Source organism: Sulfitobacter sediminilitoris, assembly GCF_010667575.1.
In the GTDB taxonomy this organism is placed as follows: domain Bacteria; phylum Pseudomonadota; class Alphaproteobacteria; order Rhodobacterales; family Rhodobacteraceae; genus Sulfitobacter; species Sulfitobacter sediminilitoris.
This window is the reverse complement of record NZ_JAABNT010000008.1, coordinates 1-15,872: the sequence shown is the minus strand read 5'-3', so window position 1 is coordinate 15,872 and position 15,872 is coordinate 1. Positions and strand designations below refer to the sequence as shown.

The 15,872-nt window shown below is 57.1% G+C and carries 15 protein-coding genes; 9 read left to right on the top strand and 6 right to left on the bottom strand.

All coding sequences use genetic code 11. From position 1 onward, the window contains the following. The first annotated feature begins 364 nt into the window (after positions 1-364). The gene (locus GV827_RS23400; RefSeq protein ID WP_204325886.1) at positions 365-514 is read left to right on the top strand and encodes a hypothetical protein; all 150 of its coding nucleotides are present in this window, start codon (positions 365-367) and stop codon (positions 512-514) included. 41 nt (positions 515-555) lie between these two features. On the opposite strand, the gene GV827_RS13415 is transcribed toward GV827_RS23400, so the two are convergent. Further along, positions 556-1,599: a PQQ-dependent sugar dehydrogenase gene (locus GV827_RS13415; RefSeq protein WP_235930365.1), complete on the bottom strand. Its 1,044-nt coding sequence runs from the start codon at positions 1,597-1,599 to the stop codon at positions 556-558. Positions 1,600-1,834: 235 nt separating this feature from the next. Between GV827_RS13415 and GV827_RS13410 the strand changes: the two genes are divergently transcribed. From GV827_RS13410 to GV827_RS13385, 6 genes are all read left to right on the top strand, one after another. Beyond that, positions 1,835-3,028: an ABC transporter substrate-binding protein gene (locus tag GV827_RS13410; RefSeq protein ID WP_164354326.1), complete on the top strand. Its 1,194-nt coding sequence runs from the start codon at positions 1,835-1,837 to the stop codon at positions 3,026-3,028. A gap of 137 nt (positions 3,029-3,165) precedes the next feature. Then, positions 3,166-3,948, top strand: coding sequence for an ABC transporter ATP-binding protein (locus tag GV827_RS13405; RefSeq protein WP_164354489.1), 783 nt, complete (start codon positions 3,166-3,168; stop codon positions 3,946-3,948). Beyond that, positions 3,945-4,508 carry a hypothetical protein gene (locus GV827_RS13400; protein WP_164354325.1) on the top strand — a complete coding sequence of 188 codons (564 nt, stop codon included), beginning with the start codon at positions 3,945-3,947 and terminating at the stop codon, positions 4,506-4,508. The genes GV827_RS13405 and GV827_RS13400 overlap by 4 nt, the downstream gene beginning before the upstream one ends. A gap of 16 nt (positions 4,509-4,524) precedes the next feature. Continuing rightward, positions 4,525-5,343, top strand: a complete 819-nt coding sequence (locus GV827_RS13395; protein ID WP_164354324.1) for an ABC transporter ATP-binding protein — start codon at positions 4,525-4,527, stop codon at positions 5,341-5,343. A gap of 4 nt (positions 5,344-5,347) precedes the next feature. After that, a complete protein-coding gene (locus GV827_RS13390) occupies positions 5,348-6,358 on the top strand; it encodes a branched-chain amino acid ABC transporter permease (RefSeq protein ID WP_164354323.1) in 1,011 nt (336 codons plus the stop codon). Continuing rightward, entirely contained in the window at positions 6,355-7,659 is a 1,305-nt protein-coding gene (locus GV827_RS13385) for a branched-chain amino acid ABC transporter permease (RefSeq protein WP_164354322.1), read from the top strand. The genes GV827_RS13390 and GV827_RS13385 overlap by 4 nt, the downstream gene beginning before the upstream one ends. A 100-nt stretch (positions 7,660-7,759) precedes the next feature. Here GV827_RS13385 and GV827_RS13380 read toward each other — a convergent pair whose 3' ends face one another. After that, the gene (locus tag GV827_RS13380; RefSeq protein WP_164354321.1) at positions 7,760-9,310 is read right to left on the bottom strand and encodes a helicase HerA-like domain-containing protein; all 1,551 of its coding nucleotides are present in this window, start codon (positions 9,308-9,310) and stop codon (positions 7,760-7,762) included. A gap of 462 nt (positions 9,311-9,772) precedes the next feature. Between GV827_RS13380 and GV827_RS13375 the strand changes: the two genes are divergently transcribed. Beyond that, positions 9,773-10,399 carry an invasion associated locus B family protein gene (locus GV827_RS13375; protein ID WP_164354320.1) on the top strand — a complete coding sequence of 209 codons (627 nt, stop codon included), beginning with the start codon at positions 9,773-9,775 and terminating at the stop codon, positions 10,397-10,399. Between the two features lie 51 nt (positions 10,400-10,450). Here the strand turns inward: GV827_RS13375 and GV827_RS13370 are convergent, their stop codons facing one another. From GV827_RS13370 to GV827_RS13355, 4 genes are read right to left on the bottom strand one after another with little or no spacing between them, the layout of a single operon-like run. Next, positions 10,451-11,662: a beta-ketoacyl-[acyl-carrier-protein] synthase family protein gene (locus tag GV827_RS13370; protein ID WP_164354319.1), complete on the bottom strand. Its 1,212-nt coding sequence runs from the start codon at positions 11,660-11,662 to the stop codon at positions 10,451-10,453. A 3-nt stretch (positions 11,663-11,665) separates the two neighbouring features. Continuing rightward, positions 11,666-11,923: an acyl carrier protein gene (locus tag GV827_RS13365; protein WP_164354318.1), complete on the bottom strand. Its 258-nt coding sequence runs from the start codon at positions 11,921-11,923 to the stop codon at positions 11,666-11,668. 33 nt (positions 11,924-11,956) lie between these two features. Continuing rightward, positions 11,957-13,048 carry a UDP-3-O-(3-hydroxymyristoyl)glucosamine N-acyltransferase gene (gene lpxD / locus GV827_RS13360; RefSeq protein ID WP_164354317.1) on the bottom strand — a complete coding sequence of 364 codons (1,092 nt, stop codon included), beginning with the start codon at positions 13,046-13,048 and terminating at the stop codon, positions 11,957-11,959. A gap of 31 nt (positions 13,049-13,079) precedes the next feature. Further along, positions 13,080-14,690: a L,D-transpeptidase family protein gene (locus GV827_RS13355; protein WP_164354316.1), complete on the bottom strand. Its 1,611-nt coding sequence runs from the start codon at positions 14,688-14,690 to the stop codon at positions 13,080-13,082. A 331-nt stretch (positions 14,691-15,021) separates the two neighbouring features. Between GV827_RS13355 and GV827_RS13350 the strand changes: the two genes are divergently transcribed. After that, complete coding sequence (locus tag GV827_RS13350) at positions 15,022-15,591, top strand: YcbK family protein (protein ID WP_164354315.1); 570 nt, start codon at positions 15,022-15,024, stop codon at positions 15,589-15,591. Positions 15,592-15,872: the final 281 nt, after the last annotated feature.

Genomic DNA, 15,872 nt, shown 5'->3' with positions numbered 1-15,872 from the left:
TCGCTTTGCGGTGAGGGATAGAACCCAAATGCCGCTCTTCACAATAGATGCAACACTGCGTTTTTTGTCTTACAAAGATCACGACGCCGACACATGTTTGCGGTTCGCCGCAAAGTATCCTGTTCGCATGGTTGACCATCTTTTTCGTGAGATCAAGAAATGGGCCGACGGGAGGCATTTGTTGTGCTCGGGTTGCTCTCGGATTGCTGCAGAGCTTGCTGACATGCCCGGTCACCCGGCACGTCACCCGGCACATTCCCATAAAATGAACATCGAGAACTGGCTTTTGGATCGATTTGCCTCAACCGGTTTGGACAATCCGTCTGCGGTTGCACAGCAAGTCATGATTCTAATCGAGGGCGGCATGAACCTTTCGCTTATACACGGGGATACCAGCTATATTGAGACAGCTCGGAATGCGGTGATTTGTTCGCTGTCGAAGGTCGAAGTTAACGAGAAACTGTTCATCGGTATACGGATACCAGACGTTCGCTACGTCACGGCATCGCGGTAAAGAGGACTCGAAGCCGACCTTCGCCGCATTCGCGAAGCGACTTACCGAAACATCCGGTAAACCGCCCCCTGTCCCTCGGACACGAACCAGATGGAGCCATCCGGAGCCTCGACAATATCGCGTACCCTTGATGTCTCCGCCGTCTTGATCTGTTCGACTTCACGCAGCGGATTGCCGGACAACCGGATGATATAGTCAAATTTCAGCGACCCCACGAACATATCGCCGCGCCACTGGGGAAACATTCTGCCGGAATAGACCAATAGACCTGAAGGAGCGATGGACGGATCCCAATAGAACACCGGCTGCTCCATGCCTTCCTTACGCGTGCCCTCGCCGATCTTGGCCCCCGAATAATGTCGGCCATATGAAATGACCGGCCAGCCGAAATTGGCCCCTTTGCGCACCGCGTTCACCTCATCTCCGCCACGCGCACCATGTTCCGCCACCCAAAGATTGCCTTGCAGATCAAGCCCGGCGCCCTGCGGGTTGCGATGGCCATATGACCAGATCTCGGGCAAGGCGAAATCGCTGTTCACAAAGGGGTTGTCGCGCGGAATGCTGCCATCTGTAGCGACCCGGATCACGCTGCCGTTGTGGCGCGATAGGTCCTGCGCTGCTGGTCGGTCGCCCCTGTCGCCAATGGTGACATACAGCGTACCGTCCGGGGCCTCGACCACCCGAGAGCCAAAATGCCGCCCGCCACTCCTGCCGGGTTTCATGGCGAATATCTCCTGCACGTTGCGCAACCGGGTGTCACCTTGCGGGAATTCAGCCCGAGCGAGCGCGGTGCCACTGCCGCCGCCAGATTGCGGTTTGGCATACGTCAGGTAGAGCCTCCGCGAGCTTGCGAAGTCACGCGCGAGCGTGATGTCCAGCAAACCTCCCTGCCCTTGCGCGGCCACCCGCGGAACACCCCCGATCGCTACGCTTTGACCATCTTTATGCAGGATCAGATCACCATCACGTTCGGTGATCAGCGCGCCCCCTTCTGGTAGCGGCGCGACAGCCCACGGCGTATCAAGCCCCGTACCCACCGGTTGAATTTGCCAATTTTCTTGTGCTGCTGCCGCACAGGCCATCATCAAGGCAGTACTTGCCGCCAGCAGGACATTGGTGAACTTTGTCGAAATTCGCATTCTTTTTCTCCCGGTAACGGACGTTCATGCAGGAAATCTAACCTTAACGCTCGGATTTACCACAATCAGGTGTTCAAAGCCCTGTTATGAGCCTGATTGAGCCTCTAAAAACCTCTTTTCTTTTGGCAAATCGCCGCTTACCCTCCGCCGCGAACATCAAGTTCCAACAAGGGAGAACCACATGAAAAACCTGCTTATGGCCACTGCGGCCACAGCATTGATGGCATCCGGCGCACTTGCCGATGCCCACGCGAAAGACATCAAGCTTGGCGTACTGTTCGGCTTTACCGGTCCGATTGAATCGCTGACCGGCCCCATGGCGGCCGGTGCCGAAATGGCAATGAAAGAAGTAACCGACAGCGGCATGCTGCTGGACGGCGCGAAAGTAACCTCGATCCGTGCGGATTCGGCCTGTATCGACAACGGTGTGGCCGTGGCCTCTGCTGAGCGTCTGATCGCCGAAGGCGTCTCCGGCATCGTCGGTGCGGACTGTTCCGGTGTGACAGGCGCGGTTCTGCAGAACGTTGCGATCCCCAACGGCATGGTCATGATTTCGCCCTCCGCGACATCCCCCGGCTTGACCACCATGGAAGACAACGGCCTGTTCTTCCGGACCTCCCCTTCCGACGCCCGTGAAGGCGAAGTGATGGCGGAAATCCTGCAGGAGCGTGGCGTGAAGTCCATCGCGCTGACCTACACCAACAACGACTACGGCAAGGGTCTGGCGGATGCGATTGAATCCTCCTTCAAGGCCATTGGAGGCGAAGTGACCATCGTAGCAGCGCACGAAGACGGCAAGGCGGACTACTCTGCCGAGGTCGGCGCATTGGCATCTGCTGGCGGTGACCTGCTGGTTGTCGCGGGCTACCTTGACCAGGGTGGTGCCGGCATCATCAAATCCGCGCTGGATGCGGGCGCATGGGATACTTTCGGTCTGCCCGGCGGCATGATCGGTGAAAACCTGCCCAAGACAATCGGTCCGGACCTTGATGGCTCTTACGGTCAGATCGCCGGTTCGCAGGGTAACGGTATCGAGACCTTCACAGCCATGGCCGAAGCCGAGGGCTTTGACGGCACATCGCCCTATACACCCGAAGGGTACGACGCGGCAGCGCTGTTCATGATGGCGATGCAGGCGGCAGGCTCCACCGATCCGGCGGCCTACAAGGACAAGATCCTTGAAGTTGCGAATGCTCCGGGTGAGAAAATCTATCCAGGTGAGCTGGCCAAGGCACTTGAGCTGATCAAGGCAGGCACAGATGTCGATTACGTCGGCGCTTCTGCTGTTGAGCTGATCGGCCCCGGTGAATCTGCCGGTACATATCGCATGATCGAAGTAAAAGACGGCAAGAACGAAACCATCGGTTTCAAGTAAGGCTCTGCTGTGAGATTGAGACAGCCCGCCCTCGTGCGGGCTGTCTTGGCATAAAGACCAAGAATTAAGATCGAAATGATCAGCTGGCCAATGCGCCAGAGACGGGGATGGGACTGATGGTGCACGAAGCGGAGCACATGATCGTTGTCGACGATCTGCACAAGCATTTCGGCGGCTTTCACGCGGTAGATGGGGCAAGCATGAGCATCGACCGGGGCTCCATCACCGGGTTGATCGGACCGAATGGTGCTGGAAAAACGACGCTTTTTAATGTGATCGCAGGTGTTCTTAAACCAACATCGGGCAAGGTCTACATGGATGGTGAGGAGATCACCGGCATCCCGCCGCACGATCTGTTTCACAAGGGGCTGCTGCGCACCTTCCAGATCGCACATGAATTTCATTCCATGTCCTGCCGCGAGAACCTGATGATGGTCCCCGGCGGGCAATCGGGTGAGACGCTCTGGAACACGTGGTTCGGTCGCAAGCGGATTGCTGATGAGGAACGCGCGCTCAAAGCAAAAGCAGACGAGGTGCTTGAGTTCCTGACGATCGAACATCTGGCAGAGCAAAAGGCGGGCCAGATTTCGGGCGGGCAGAAAAAACTGCTGGAACTGGGCCGGACGATGATGGTCGACGCCAAGATCGTCTTTCTGGACGAGGTGGGTGCGGGGGTGAACCGTACGCTGCTCAATACCATCGGCGACGCGATCATTCGGCTGAACAAGGAACGTGGCTATACCTTTGTCGTGATCGAACACGACATGGACTTTATCGGACGGCTCTGCGATCCGGTCATCTGTATGGCCGAGGGCCGCGTGCTGGCCACCGGCACGCTGGATGAAATCAAGGCCAATGAGCAGGTGATCGAGGCCTATCTTGGCACGGGCCTGAAGAACAAGGATCAGGTGGGCGCATGAGGCCGCTGGTCTACGCGACTGTTGTGGCCACGGCCCTTGCCCTACCCCAAACGGCGTCTGCCTGCCATCAGCTGTCTGAAAACATCTGGATGTGCGCCGGAGACACCGCATGGTCTGACGCCAAATGGGATCCCTATGGCGACGGGGCGACGCTTTTGCTGGATGACTATATCCTGAACTTCACCGAGGACTGGCCGGGGTCGGAAATCAAGGACGAACTCACAACGCTACAAGAGCAGTTTGTGACCTATTCCGAACTGGTCGAGGCGGATGGCAACGCGCCGCTTGCCGTGAAACAACAGGACGTTCTGGAGTTACCGGCGGGCAAAGCCTTTCGCTCGCTCCAGCGGGACCGCTACGATGATGTGGAAACGGTCAGTGCCGTGATGCTTGCCGAAGTTGCCGACGCCCGGATCATGCTATGGCTCGACGGGCCGCGCAATCTTGAATGGGACAGTATCGATGCAGAGTCTTATGCGGTTTTGACCATGCTGCGTGACGCCTGCGTTGACGAGACAACCTGCGCCAGCCCCGACCAGACACGAGTGGCGACAGAATGAAGAAAAGAGGCCTAATATGAGCGATCCCTACGGCGACCGCGGCAACAAGGACGTATCAATCGCCAATCCCAAAGGGATGGGCAGCGAGATACCGCAACGAAGCGGACAAACCCGCCCTGCCCCCGGCGGCCCCTTCCTGATTGGGGAGAACATGACCGCAGGCTACGGCAACGGGCCGGACATCCTGCACGATTGCACCATTGCGGTGGATCAGGGCGAAATAGCCGTGATCGTTGGGCCAAACGGCGCTGGGAAGTCAACGGGCATGAAGGCGGTGTTTGGCATGCTCGATATGCGTCAGGGCCATGTGAAGCTTGATGGAGAGGACATTACTGATCTTTCGCCGCAGGCGCGTGTGGCCAAGGGAATGGGCTTTGTCCCGCAGACGTCCAACATATTCACGTCGATGACGGTAGAGGAAAACCTTGAAATGGGGGCCTTCATCCGCACGGATGATTTCAGCGATACCATGGCGCAGGTCTATGACCTTTTCCCGATCCTCAAGGAAAAGCGCTTGCAGGCGGCAGGTGAACTCTCGGGCGGCCAGCGCCAGCAGGTCGCCGTGGGTCGCGCGCTGATGACGCAGCCCAAGGTGCTGATGCTAGATGAACCGACGGCGGGTGTGTCGCCCATCGTGATGGACGAACTTTTCGACCGGATTATCGAGGTGGCGCGCACAGGCATTCCGATCCTGATGGTCGAACAGAACGCACGGCAGGCGCTTGAAATCGCAGACAAAGGCTACGTGCTGGTGCAGGGGGCAAATGCCTATACCGGGACGGGCAAGGAACTTCTGGCCGATCCTGAAGTCCGCAAATCCTTCCTGGGGGGCTAAGAACATGGATCTTCTCAATGCAATCGTGGCCTTTCTGAATTACGTGTTTGTCCCCGGTGTCGCCTATGGCTCTCAACTTGCGCTTGGCGCATTGGGCGTGACGCTGGTCTATGGCATCCTGCGGTTTTCAAACTTCGCCCATGGTGACACAATGGCGCTGGGGGCGATGGCCACGGTGCTGGTCACTTGGCTGTTCCAAAGCTGGGGCATCTCGCTAAGGCCGCTGCCCACTGCGCTGCTTGCCCTGCCCTTCGGTATCGCCTTCGCCATTCTGCTGCTTCTGGGCACCGACCGGGCCGTCTACAAGTTCTACCGGGTGAAGAAAGCCAAGCCGGTGATCCTCGTGATTGTTTCGCTGGGTATTACCTTTATCTACAACGGGGTGACGCGTTTTATCATTGGCGCGGATGACCAGAATTTTTTTGACGGCCAGCGGTTCATCATATCTGCGCGTGAATTCAAACGTGCCACGGGTCTGGATGAAGGCCTGTCGTTCAAGACAACGCAAGGCATCACGATCGTCACGGCTATCATCGTCGTGATCCTGCTGTTCTGGTTCCTCAACAAGACCCGCGCGGGCAAATCCATGCGCGCCTATTCCGATAACGAGGATCTGGCCTTGCTGTCGGGCATCAACCCCGAGCGGGTGGTGATGATCACATGGATGATCGTCGCGACTTTGGCGACCATTGCAGGCGTCCTTTACGGTCTCGACAAGAGCTTCAAACCATTCACCTACTTCCAGCTTCTTCTGCCGATCTTTGCCAGCGCCATTGTTGGCGGATTGGGCAATCCAGTTGGTGCCATCGCAGGCGGTTTTGTGATCGCCTTTTCGGAAGTGACGATCACCTACGCATGGAAGAAGATACTGGTCTACCTGATGCCTGAATCGCTTGAACCCAGCGGGCTCGTCCAGCTGTTGAGCACCGATTATAAATTTGCGGTTAGCTTCGTCATTCTGCTGATCGTGCTTTTGTTCAAGCCCACGGGTCTATTTAAGGGGCAAGCGGTATGAACGATACACTGAAAAATACGCTACTTTTTGCAGCCGTCGCCCTGCTGATCATGAGCGTGGGCTTCCAGCAAAGCTGGAACTCGGCCTTGCTGATCATCGCGATGGGGCTGATCTCTTCCATCATGGCGCTGGGGGTGAACCTGCAATGGGGCTTTGCCGGTCTCTTTAACGTTGGCATCATGGGCTTTGTCGCCTTGGGGGGACTGGCGGCCGTGCTGGTAGGGATGCCTCCCACCGAAGGGGCCTTTGCCGCTGGCGGCTGGGGCGTTTTGGGTGCGCTACTCTTGGGTGCCGGGACAATCTTGCTGGCGATTTTCGTGATGAAGCGCATGGATGCCGGGTGGCTGCGGACACTGGCGGTGATCGGTGTTCTGGTCGCAGGCTTCTTTTTGTTCCGTGGTCTTCTGGATCCGTCGGTTGAGCGCATCGAAGAGATTAACCCTGCCCAGACCGGCTACCTTGGCGGTTTGGGTCTGCCGGTGCTTATCGCCTGGCCTGTCGGCGGGCTCTTCGCGGCGGCTGCGGCCTGGATTATTGGCAAGACCGCACTGGGTCTTCGATCGGATTATCTGGCGATTGCGACCCTTGGCATTGCCGAGATCATTATTGCCGTCTTGAAAAACGAGGACTGGCTGACGCGTGGTGTGAAAAACGTGATCGGGGTACCGCGCCCTGTGCCATACGAGATTGATCTTCAGAACAGCGCGGCCTTCGTGGAGCGTGCAGCAGGTCTTGGTTTTGATCCGGTGGAAAGCTCGACGCTGTGGGTGAAGTTCCTGTATATCATCCTCTTCGCCGCCGTTCTGCTGATCCTGATGTGGATGGCGCAGCGTGCCTTGCATTCGCCCTGGGGCCGCATGCTGCGCGCGATCCGCGACAACGAGGTTGCCGCCGAAGCAATGGGCAAGGACGTGACCGCACGGCATTTGCAAGTGTTTATCCTTGGTTCTGCGATCTGCGGGATCGCGGGAGCGATGATGACCACGATGGATGGCCAGCTTACGCCGGGTACCTATCAGCCGCTCAGGTTCACCTTTCTTGTCTGGGTGATGGTGATCGTCGGCGGATCAGGCAACAACCTTGGCGCTGTGCTGGGTGGCTTCCTGATCTGGTTCCTTTGGGTACAGGTGGAACCGATGGGCCTGTGGCTGATGAATGCCATCACGTCCGGGATGGCCGAAGGGTCACCGCTCAAAGAGCACCTTATTGAGTCAGCGGCGCATATGCGACTGTTGACCATGGGGCTCGTGCTCTTGCTGGTGTTGCGATTTAGTCCGCGTGGTCTGATCCCGGAAAAGTAGACCCGATCTCCCCAGCGCGCGTTTGCCGCAGGCGATGCGAGAACTATCCTCACCCAAAAAGAAAGGGGGCCTGGTGCCCCCCTTTTATTGTCTGGTTCTGTCAGCGGCCTCTAAAAAGGCCCCCAAGTATCCCGCGCACGATCCGGCGACCGGTCGTACCTTTGAGTTCCTTGATAACGACTTGCGCCATGGCAGTGCCAAAACCTTCTTCTGATTTCCGCCGCGTCGGGCGAGAGGTCGAGCGAGGAACGCCCTTGCCTGCATAGCGTCGGGCATTGTTGAACTCGCGCAGCATCGGGGTTTCGGCGGCCTCGGCTTCAGCTTCTGCCTTGGCGGCTTCGGCGGCGGCCTGATCGGCGCGTTTGCGCAGTATCTCGAACGCGCTTTCGCGGTCCAGCCGCTTTTCGTATTTCCCTGCCATTTCCGATTGGGCCATCAAGGCTTCGCGTTCAGAAACATCAATGGGGCCAAGTTGCGACGATGGAGGTCGAACCAGCGTGCGCTCCACAATGCCCGGCACACCTTTCTTTTGAAGGAATGATGTGACTGCCTCGCCCACACCAACCTCGCGAATTGCTTCTTCAGTCGAGAAGCGCGGGTTCTCGCGGTAGGTTTCGGCTGCCATCCGTAATTCCTTGCGATCCTTGGCAGTAAAAGCCCGGAGGGCGTGTTGAACCCGGTTGCCAAGCTGACCAAGAATGTCATCGGGAACGTCAGCGGGGTTCTGAGTGATGAAGTACACGCCGACACCCTTGGAGCGGATAAGGCGCGCGACCTGTTCAACCTTGTCGACCAGCGCCTTTGGCGCATCATCGAACAATAGATGTGCCTCGTCAAAAAAGAACACCAGTTTGGGTTTGTCCGGATCGCCCACTTCTGGCAGTTCCTCAAAGAGTTCCGACAACAGCCAAAGCAGAAAAGTCGCGTAAAGCTTTGGCGCGCCCATCAACTGATCAGCGGCAAGGATATTGATCACACCACGCCCGTCCGCGTCCGTTCGCATGAGGTCTTCAAGTGCCAGTGCCGGTTCACCAAAAAGGTCCGCAGCGCCTTGATTTTCGAGCACCAGAAGACGCCGCTGGATCGCACCGACAGAAGCTGCCGAAACATTGCCATACCGCAGTGTGAGATCTCTTGCGTTTTCCCCAATCCAAACCAGCAGCGCTTGCAGGTCTTTTAGGTCAAGCAGCGGCAAACCGTCTTCATCGGCCACACGGAAAGCAATGTTGAGAATGCCCTCCTGCGCTTCGGTCAGACCCAGAAGCTGAGCCAGCAACAAAGGGCCCATCTCGGACACCGTGGTGCGCACGGGATGACCCTGTTTGCCATAAAGGTCCCAAAACGTGACGGGAAAGGCATCATAGGTGTAATCGGTAAAACCAATCTTCTCAGCGCGACTGGTAAACGCCTCGTGCAGTTTGTGATCGGCGCTTCCGGATTTCGCGAGGCCGGACAAGTCACCCTTCACGTCAGACAGGAAAACCGGGACGCCCTTCGCAGAAAACCCTTCGGCCAAGATTTGCAGCGTGACCGTCTTGCCGGTGCCGGTTGCCCCTGCCACCAAGCCGTGCCGGTTAGCGTATCCGATGTTGAGAAATTGTTGCGTGGCATAATCCTCGCCACCGCCTCCGATAAAGATGTCTTTGGTCACGCGTGGTCCTCTCCGGCGGTGTCAACATTCAATTCTGGCTGAGCATACAAAGTTAACCTTTGCATGCCATAGTCTAATTGCCCCGGATGCATATGTCCTTTTGCGCCCCGGGGCATTTCCTCCCTGTCAGACTGGCCGCGCCTTTGGGTGCGGCCCTTTTTCCATTCAACGGGTCTGGCGCGTCGGCTCAATAGTTATCTTATTGTTTTTATTAGTACTTTTACGGTTGACCCCTTGCATCAGCTTTCGTAACGTTACGGCATAAGTCGGCCCAGTTCGACGGGGAGAATAAATTTGGGAAAGAGGATGCACAGCGTCCTCTTTTTCTTTTTTGGTGCCTGAATTTATCTCCAAAATCATAGGCGGCTCTTTGCCTCCCAGATATCAAAATATTGTGGATCGACACTGACATTGCATCGACGGCATGGTAGACGGCGCTAAAGCAACAAACATGGATTTGACATGAGCAAGTTTTTTACCGCTTGGCCGCTTTGCGCAGCACTCGCCCTGATGGCACCCCAGGTGGTGACGGCCCAGACAGCAACAGCAACTGAAGAGGCGACGCCGCAGGCTGGCGCTGCCACCCAGATTGAAAACCAGTTGAGCCTTGGCGAAGATGCGGACGCAGATCCTGAACTGGGCAAACCCTACACCAAGGAAGTGATCGGTGCATGGGAAATGCGGTGCATCAAAACCGACACTGAAACCGACCCTTGCCAGATGTACCAGCTTTTGGACGATGGTCAGGGCGCACCTGTAGCCGAAATTTCCCTTTTCCGTTTGCCCGATGGCGGCAAGGCCAAAGCCGGCGCAACCATCGTGGTTCCGCTTGAAACCTCCCTGCCCCAGCAACTGACCGTTGCTGTAGATGGTGGTAAAGCGCGGCGGTATCCCTATGCGTTCTGTAATCCGGTTGGCTGTTATGCACGACTGGGTCTCACCGCCGAAGATGTTGCCGCCTTCAAACGCGGAAAAGAGGCCGTCATTACGATCGTCCCGGCGCTTGCGCCTGATCAGCAGGTAAAGCTTTCGTTGTCTCTGTCAGGCTTCACTGCCAGCTACGACAAGGTTTCAGTGGTCGAGCAATAAGAACCGCGAAATGCCGAAATTGGAAAAGGCCGCCACATTTGGCGGCCTTTTTCATGGCGCGGTTCGCAGTGCAAGGACAGCGTTCATACCGCCGAACGCGAAAGCGTTGCTGAGAGCCACGTTCACCTTGGCCTCACGGGCCTCATTGGGCACCACGTCAAGGGCACACTCCGGATCAGGTTCTTCGTAGCCGATGGTGGGTGCAATCACACCATCGCGCACTGCCATGATGCAGGCCAGCAGTTCGACTGCACCCGTACCACCGATCAGATGACCATGCATGGACTTTGTTGAAGAGATCATGAGCCTATCCGCATGCGGCCCAAAGACATCCGCAACAGCAGCGCATTCCGTCTTGTCATTCGCTGCGGTGCCAGTGCCATGTGCGTTGATATAACAGACCTCATCGCGGTTCAGCTGCGCATCCTGCAGCGCGCCTGAAATCGCGCGTGCAGCCCCGGCTTTGGACGGCATGACGATATCGCTGGCATCGGATGACATCGCAAAACCAACGATTTCGCAAAGAATATCGGCACCGCGCTTTCGGGCGCGTTCAAACTCCTCAAAGACAAAGATCCCCGCCCCTTCGCCCTGCACCATACCATTGCGGTTGGCGGAAAATGGACGACAGGCATCACGGCTCATCACGCGCAGCCCTTCCCAGGCCTTTACGCCACCAAAGCATAGCATCGATTCCGATCCACCGGTGATCATCGCGGGCGCCATGCCGGAACGGACCATCGAAAAAGCCTGTGCCATCGCATGATTTGACGATGCGCAGGCGGTTGAGACGGTAAACGATGGCCCCTTGAGGTTCCATTCCATGCTGACATGGCTGGCTGCGGCATTGTTCATCAGCTTGGGAACAACAAAGGGATGAACCCTGTTCTTTCCCTCTTCATAGACGGCGCGGTAATTGTCATCCCACGTCGACACCCCGCCGCCCGCCGTGCCCAGCACCACACCGGATCTGGCGGAAAGCTCGCCCGAGAACGTCAGACCGGATTGCTCGATCGCCTCTTTTGCGGCCGCGAGCGTAAATTGCGTGAACCGATCATACAGCGATATCTGCTGGCGATTGTAGCGGCCTTCAGCCTCGAATCCTTTGACCTGGCCGCCAATCTGGATTTGCAGACGTTCAACATCCCGAATGTCCAAGGGACCAATGCCACAAACCCCTTCGCGCATCGCTTGAAGAGTGTCGGGCACCGACAGGCCTAGCGCGTTGATCGTGCCCGCGCCGGTGATCACGACACGCTTCATTGCTTAACCCTGTGCTGCCTTCAGGCGTTCTATACCCGCGATGATGCTCTGCACTGATGAGATATCAAAATCAGAGTCTTCCGGTTTATTTGCATTGAAAGGCACGGTGATGTCGAACGCCTCTTCAATGGCAAAAATACTCTCAACCAGTCCGAGGCTGTCGATGCCAAGGCTTTCCAGCGTGCTGTCCATCGTCACGTCTTCAGGCTCCAGCACAGCCTGTTCAGCAATGATTGCGATGACCTGATCCTTGATGCTCATGGGCCTGTCCTAAGCTGTCGTTCTGCGCCTGATTTAGTCATCCTCGTCAGGTTTGGAAACAGCCTTTCGTAGTTCAGCGAATTCGCGCAACAGGCGTGGCAAGCGGCGCAGCAATTTGTACTGCTCCACTTGTTTGTCCATCTGTGTGGCGGGATAGCCCAGCATGGTGCGGCCCGCCGGGACGTTTGACATCAGCTTTGTGCCGCCGCCGGCGATGACCCCATCGCCCACAAAAATATTGTCACTGACGCCGCACTGGCCACCCAGGACAACATTGCTGCCAATCTGGGCAGAACCCGCGATACCGACTTGCCCGCAGAGCAGACAGTTGTCCGCAACGCTGACATTATGACCCAAATGCACCTGATTATCGAGCTTGGTGTTATTCCCAATGGTTGTGTCCCGGATCGTGCCGCAGTCGATGGTGCTGCCCATCCCGATCTCGACATCGTCACCAATGCTCACAGACCCAAGTGAGTGGATCCTGATCCAAGGCTGCGCTTTCGTGTCGCCCTGATCACCCAGTGTTTCCCGCGCGGCCTCGACAGCGGATGGCTCGGCGGTCACGAAGGAGAATCCATCCCCGCCGATCCGTGCACCGGGTTGAATGATGCACCGCTTGCCAATCGTGACCCGCGCCCCGATGCTGACCTGTTCGCGCAGATAGGCCCCTTCGCCCAGCGTGACGTCCTCACCGATAAAACAATGGGGCCCGATGACGGAACCAGCGCCAATCCGTGCGCCCGCAGAGATAATGGCAAGAGGGCCAACACTGACGTCATTAGCCAGATCCGCATCAGGGTCGATTATCGCAGACGGATGGATGCCCGGTGCAAAGCCCTGGCCCGCATCCAACATGCGGGTCAGGCCAGACATCGCAAAGCGCGGACGGCCCGGAATGATGGCCGCTTCCAGCCCCATCGCCTGCCAATCCGCCCCGACCCAGAGCATCGCGGCCTGTGCCGCGCCCTCAGCCAGTGATTCCGCATACTTAGGGCTCATCGCAAGAGCCAGGTCTTCGGGTCCAGCGCTCTGCGGCTCAGCGGCACCTGCAATAACCAGGGACGTATCACCGACAGCTTCCGCTCCCAGCGCTTTGGCAATTTCGGCAATCGTATAGGACATTGCAGCACCCCTTCACGGTGTGCGGCGAGATTTAACCCTGAACGCCGCCCAAGACCACCCCTGCCCGGCTGAGCGCATCCCATATCTTTGAGTCGCGTCCGTATACATCCGCCCGGTACTCGGTGTGACCCCGCGCATTTGTCACGGCGGTGCGATAGATCAAATGCACCGGCACCGGTTCATTCAAATCGACCTTTGTCTCTTGCCCGGTACGCAAGACAGATTGAAAGTACCCCTTGGGATCAGCTTCCTGCTTGCTGAGCAGTTCATAGGCAAAATCGAATGGCTGCGCCAAACGAACGCACCCATGACTGAACGCGCGTACGTCGCGGGCAAAAAGGCTCTTGGCCGGCGTATCATGCAGATAGATGTTGTGCTTGTTGGGGAACATGAATTTCACCAGACCCAGCGCGTTGGACCGGCTGGGCGGCTGGCGCATCGCGAAGGGGAAGTTCCGCTCGTTGTAGGCAGCAAAATTTACGGCACCCCGATTGACCACCCGCCCACGGCTGTCCGTGATCTGGATATGGCCCGCGGCATTTCGGTTGCGCTTGAGCGCTGGCAGATATTCCTTTGTCGCGATGGATCGAGGCACAAACCAGCTTGGATTGATGACCATATGCTCCATCACATCCGAGAATTCAGGCGTCGGCCGGTCCTCCTTGTTGGCCCCAACGACAGAGCGGGTTTGAAAGGTGACCTTGCCATCATCCATGATTTTGGCCGAGAAATCGGGGATGTTTACAAGGACGTGCCGCTTGCCCCGTTCCGTGTTGAACCAGCGTTCGCGCTCAAGGGCCACAAGCACCGATTGCAGTCGCTTTTCTACGCTGACATTGATCTGCTGCATGGTTGCGGCACCAACGACGCCATCATCGTTCAAACCGTGATCGATCTGAAACTGCTGTACAGCAGCCTGAACATCTGCATCGTAGGTGCGTGTGCTGGTCCGCTCTAGATATTCCATCGCGATCAGACGGTTACGCAGAGCGATCACCGCGTTTCCACTGTCACCCGGCTTGAGCGATTTTGCAGGGACCGTCGGCCCCCACCCACCGGCGTGCAGCAGCCGCTCCATCGCGACCTTTTCCTTGATCAACGCATTATATTCCATGCTGGTCGGAGGAAGCGCACGAAAGAAGGACGCAGGCTGGGCGGTGCTGAGCCCGGTGAGATATCCAGTCCGATCACGATAAGGAACCTCACGTACCATCGCACGGTCAATTCGGTTGGGGATCAGCATACCGGTCTGAATGTCACCGGCGTATTGCAGGAAAACGCGGCTCAACTCGACCTCGGCCAGACCACGGTCACGGGCCGTGCGCACGGATGCCAGCATGTTCATCAATGCATCAGGATCGTAACGAGCGACGGGTAGCCCATGATCAGAGACAGTTCTGATGGCCCGCATCAACTGCGCGCGGCGTTCCCGGTCAACCTCACCCGGACCGGTCCAGAGCGGGGCAAAGCCGTTCTGCCGGTAGAAAGCTGCGATGTCTTCATCTCTAGAGGCGGCCTCGGCCACGGCCTGTTTGAACGCGGTCACCTGCGCTTGCGCTACAGACGGCACAAGGCTTGCGCCGATCGACACGCCAAGCATCATGATGAGCGCCATGAGGCGCAACAAAACCAAAAACCGCATTCAAATTCACCGTTCGCAACGTGGTCTATGCTACCGATTTTTCAGTACGGGGATCGGATGAGTCCAATAACAATGACGTCAAAGCAAGAACATTTGCGTACCTGATGCCAAAACAACACCTGATCTTTAACCGTGACTTAAACGCATGAGCGTATTTTGAGCAGAAAATTGCCTAAAATTGCATATTCATGGAACCCAACAGATTAAAGGGTTGGTTGACGATTCGGGCTATGCCATAACCCTTCGCATCCGGGGACGAGAGATTACATGGCTGTGTAACATCACAGTCACAGGCAGACGCCAAACAGGCAGAAACGGGACAGACGATCACATGACTGGCAAAAGCTCCACGGGGATGACCCGGCGCGCGCTTCTTGGCGCATTCGCAGCAACAGCAGTAACAGCAGCTCCTACTTTTTCGAACGCAGCAGGCTTTCTTCGTGGCGGCGGCGATATCCGACGGATCAAGATGTATTCTGGCCGCACGGGCGAGCGGATCGACATGATCTACTGGATCGAAGGACAGTACATCAAAGATGCTGTGAAAGAGGTCAACTATTTCATGCGCGACTGGCGCACTGACGGTGTCAAAAGCATCGATCTGCGCACTGTGGACATCATGGCAGCTGCTCATAACCTGCTCGACGTGAATGAACCCTACATGCTGCTGTCCGGCTACCGGAGCCCAAAAACAAACGCGATGCTGCGCTCCCGCTCTCGTGGTGTGGCGAAGAATTCCCTTCATATGCGCGGTCAAGCGGCTGATCTGCGGCTTTCCACGCGGTCGGTGAACCAAATGGCAAAGGCTGCAATTGCCTGTCAGGGCGGCGGCGTCGGACGTTATTCCGGTTCCAACTTCGTTCACATGGACTGCGGTGTTGTGCGCAGCTGGGGCGGGTAACCCTGCCCCAAATAAAGTGGATTAGAGCGCCCCTTGGGCGCTTTTTTTGTGCCGTGGCACTTGCCAGATTTGTTGAGTTCGAAGTGCCAGAGGCATTTGGTCAATCTGAACCTCGATGCGATGCGCGGGTGTCTTGAAAGGTACGGCACAGATGGGTGCTGTCAGACCAATTCGAACTCGTCTCTGCAAGGACAGTGGCACTGTCCATTAATTCACGCCGAGACCGCGCCACTCAGCAAGAGCGGCGGCACGATTGAGTTTGAAATTGGGTCGAGTTGAGA